This window comes from Winogradskyella maritima, assembly GCF_042650215.1.
GTDB lineage: Bacteria > Bacteroidota > Bacteroidia > Flavobacteriales > Flavobacteriaceae > Winogradskyella > Winogradskyella maritima.
In genome coordinates, this window is record NZ_JBHSAT010000018.1 from 1 (window position 1) to 4265 (window position 4265).

Annotated in this window: 4 protein-coding genes; all 4 read left to right on the top strand. The window is 30.7% G+C overall.

The window, feature by feature from the left end; genetic code table 11:
* Positions 1-138: 138 nt before the first annotated feature.
* The 4 genes from ACFOSX_RS10960 to ACFOSX_RS10975 all read left to right on the top strand — a co-directional run bounded on the left by ACFOSX_RS10960 (position 139) and on the right by ACFOSX_RS10975 (position 4127).
* On the top strand, positions 139-498 hold the full coding sequence (locus ACFOSX_RS10960) for a hypothetical protein (RefSeq protein ID WP_386100754.1): 360 nt from the start codon (positions 139-141) through the stop codon (positions 496-498).
* Positions 499-512: 14 nt separating this feature from the next.
* On the top strand, positions 513-887 hold the full coding sequence (locus ACFOSX_RS10965) for a hypothetical protein (protein WP_386100757.1): 375 nt from the start codon (positions 513-515) through the stop codon (positions 885-887).
* Between the two features lie 160 nt (positions 888-1047).
* Positions 1048-2061: a PD-(D/E)XK nuclease family protein gene (locus tag ACFOSX_RS10970; RefSeq protein WP_386100760.1), complete on the top strand. Its 1014-nt coding sequence runs from the start codon at positions 1048-1050 to the stop codon at positions 2059-2061.
* Positions 2062-2195: 134 nt separating this feature from the next.
* Positions 2196-4127, top strand: a complete 1932-nt coding sequence (locus tag ACFOSX_RS10975) for a hypothetical protein (protein WP_386100763.1) — start codon at positions 2196-2198, stop codon at positions 4125-4127.
* Positions 4128-4265: the final 138 nt, after the last annotated feature.

The following is a 4265-nucleotide window of genomic DNA, read 5'->3' on the forward strand; positions in this document are numbered from 1 at the left end:
AACAATGTATAACCGCAATTACGGCGGATTCGACTACGTCCGAATCCACTCGGAATTGCGAGCGTCAGTGCCAAACCGAAAATTAACGCATATAAACCCGTAACTGACGGTTATACGAGACCGTTGTACAACATTTAAATGAACATCGAGAATTTAAAAGAACGATATCTTAAATTGACAAAAATCTGTGCTGAAACAGATTATGCCGACAAAAAATCCGTTCGGAAAAACAACTCTGCTGTTAATGAGATGTACAATATTTTGGAATCAATTTCTGAATTCGAAAATCAAGCGGATATTCAAAAGTTTGCGGAATTGCTAAATGTTGAAGATAACCGAACAAATCTTTGGGTTGCAACTCAAATGTTGGAAAAATTAAGCGTAGACAAAAAGACTGAACAAAAGGCTTTGAAGATAATTAAAAACATTGCCAATGGAAACGGAACAGATGCAATGGGATTTCAAAGCTGGTTATCTGAATATCAAATAAAGAACTAAACAGAAATATAAAATTGGACGAAAGAGCTTTTAAAACACTAATAGAATACCTAGAAAAAATTCCATCAATGACAAAACCTATTTCATTCGGTTCAGATGAGGACGGATTATGGTGGATTAAGTTTCAACTTGACATAACGAATGAATTAGCTTGGAATGTAGTTCAGGAATTAGGTTGTGTTGTGAATTATCTTTCAATCAATGAAAGACTACCGACAGTTTTTTACCCAGTATCACCTGCACCATATATGAATGGAGGACCTGAAGACTATTTATCTTGGGTAATTGAAACAAAGGACAAGGAATTTAAACCTGGAACATTGATGAAATGGTTAGATGGTAGATTACCAAATCCAGTAGATGACTTGGAACAATGGGAAATGGAATAAAAAACGTTGTACAACACCGTATAAAATTAATTGCTAGTTCTAGCCAATTTACGAAAGTCCTCGCGGACTTTCTATCTGTGATTTATTTGCTAAATTTAGTGCTTAAAACACGCAACTAATCTTATACAAACACGTTAGGCAACATTAAGACGAAAACTCATTGCTAAATCAACTTTTAAAACTTTACAGAAAGCACAGAACTAAAACGCCTTTAGAAGATTTTACGACTGAAGTTTTCGTTGGATTATTGAATTTAGAAGACAACATTAAAGGCAAATTTTTATACGATTTTCTAAAACTTCCGAAATCTGATTATTTACTAAAAACTCAAATGCAATATTCTCTTAAAGACGATAAAGATTGTATTGTTGACTTTGTAATTGAAAGTAAAGAAATTATTTGCTTTATGGAAAATAAAGTAAATTCAAAGGAAGGATATCGACAATTAGAAAGATATGGAAAAGTTCTAAAAACATACGCTGACAACGGTTATGAAACAAGACTTTTTTATTGCACAAAATATTTTGACAAAAAGAAATATGAACACCATAATTTTATTCAAATAAGATGGTTTCATATTGCCAAATTCTTAAAACAATTTCAAGAAAATACATTAGCAAACGAATTTATAAATTTCTTAACAAGTAAAGATATGGCTCAAGAATTAACATTTGACGCTAAAGATTTCTTAACATTAGAAAATCTTCAAAGCATTTTAAAAACAACAAATAATTATCTTGACAGAGTAAAACCAATATTTAAATCAACTTTTAAAACGAATTCAAAAATCAGCGATGCAAGAAGTGCTTCGCAGATTATAAAACATAATAGGTTGATTTACTATTTTAAAGATATTTTAGCAGATAAAGGTTGGTCCGAATTGAAATACGGATTTCAACTAAACAATCCAGCAATTTATGTTGGAATATGGATAGACAAATCAAATGAAGAATTTGAGAATTTCGTAAAAGCAGTTGAACAAAAAGAAAATCATTTCATAACAAACAAAAGAAAAAACGGAATTTCAATCGAACTAAAAAAAGAAATTTCTATCTTTTTAAACGATGAAGAGTCAGATTCAAAAATTGCGGATTGGTATAAAAATGCGTTTAACGAATTTGCTGAATTTATCAAGTCAACACCTGAACTGAAATGGAAAATTAACGTTGCCTAACAATGTGTATAATTCATTGCTAGTTAGAGCTTACTTACGAAAATTCCGCTGGAATTTTCTATCCGTGATTATTTGGTAACTTTAAGGCTTAAACACGCAACGAAATCATACACCAATCCGTTGGGCATAATATTATGAACGAAGAACAATTAAAACAGAATAAATTATTTTATCTCTTTTCTCAACTTAATAATCTGAAAAAAGAGAATGTTCACGTTATGCTTGCTGTGGACGCTTTTTTAAACGACCAAAACAACTATCATAGCCTAATTGATATTTCGAAAGAAATAACCAAAATCGGAATTGTTTGCTCGCCAGAAAAACTAAAGGATGTTATATCAAATATTGAATACTCAAATATATTTGAGGGATTTGAACCACTTGCGGAAACTAACCAACCATTCCGACTTAAAAAAGAGTATTACAATAATGTAAAAGACTTAACGAACTATACAAAAGAATTAGACGATGTAGTTATCGCATTTTTAAAAGAAAATAACTTAAATCAGAAGAAGAAAGAACCAATAATTAACATCTTACTTGACACACTGATTTCTAAAAATCTTGATTACTTAAAGATTTTAATTAAACCAATAGAGCAGAAAAATTTTGAAGATTATAAAATAGCCAGTCCTTCTAAAAAATATAAAAAGAAGGAGTTGAAATTGTACAATCAATTTATGAAAAGCGTAAATGGAGATTTTAATAAAGTCCTTGAAGCTCTATTACTTAAATTAACAGATTTTCTCACGTTAAATTATAATCCTGATGTTGACAAATTTGTCAACGAAAAACTTGGAAATAAAAAATTCTATTTAGATAGTTCTGTTGTTTTACGATTATTAGGTTTTGACAACGAAATCAGGCAAGAAAGAGCAGTTCGCCTGTTAGAACTGCTAAAAAAAATAGAAGGAGTTCATTTTCATATTCATTTAGAGACTTTAAGCGAGGCTCAATCCAGAATTAATCAGAAGATAGATGAGTCACAAAAGTCTTTAAAACATAGTGAAAAGCTATTAAAAAGAGCTGGCGAACTTACTGGGAAAGGTTCGAATGTAGTTGACCTTTATTTCAGACTAAGACATAATGGAGAAGTTCAAAATATTCAGGATTTTACTTTGTTTTTTAGCAATGTTAGTGCAGTTCTAACCAAAATTTTCGGTAAAGAGAGATTCTCAATTGATAAGAATAAAATACAAAAGCCAAGTGGCAAATTTGATAACCTACAAATTGAATTAGGTAGAACACAAAAATCTTCACCTCGCGTAAAACACATCACCAAACTACTTTCACATATCGAAAACAAAAGAGGTTCAAACAATTATAACCTTTTTGATATCGAATTTTGGCTAATTACGACAGACCAAACGACCTTAGCCATAGATTCAGAACTAATTAAACTTGATGACAATAAAATAAAAAGTAGTTGTATCCTTCCATCTGAACTTATTCGTTTAATCGAGTCTGCTGGAGAAATAAAAGGAGATTATTTTGAGGTTTTCAGAAATTATATGCTCTATTCAAATGTGTTTAGAGAAGATTATGATAAGGGAGAAATAGAAACGTTAGATAAAGTTCTAACATTATGTGAATCTGCATCCTCTTCAACTTATGATGCCGACTTTTTACTGAATAATCTATTTGACAAGTATTCTTTAGAGAATATTGCTAAACGACTTGATAAATTACAGACTGAAAAAAGCAAGAATGAAGAGCTCATTAGTCTTTTTCAAGAGGCAAATACTGGCTACTTCGAACCGAAATTCTTGAAATTAAAACTAAAGGAAACTAAAAGATTAAATATTTGGAGTAACATACTCTTCTTCATTTTAATTTTCATCATACCTGCGTTGACTTTGTGGTATTTGTTTTCAGTATTGATAAATCCTGACCTAATTTGGAATGACCCAATGACATATATCAATGAATCGGCTTTTTCTAAACTTGAGTTCATTGTAACCATATTTGAAGTCGGAATTTTAGGGCTTGCAATCTACTTATACAGAAAGTACAGGAAAAGATTTGTTGAATGGTATGTGAAAAGATTTTCAACCAAATTTGAATAAAATACTATGCCCAACAAAGTACTGTGGTAGAAAACAAGTAAAATCCCATTAATTTTTCACTAAAGTACTTCTGTAACTATCGTCGTATATCAGTCCTGATTTTGCTATGGCAAAGGCCTGTTTTAACAACTTATTGCA

What these genes read in the sequence shown, in the direction of transcription:
- ACFOSX_RS10960 (WP_386100754.1), top strand. Translation starts at nt 139, where the DNA reads ATGAACATCGAGAATTTAAAAGAACGATATCTTAAATTGACAAAAATC.
- ACFOSX_RS10975 (WP_386100763.1), top strand. Translation starts at nt 2,196, where the DNA reads ATGAACGAAGAACAATTAAAACAGAATAAATTATTTTATCTCTTTTCT.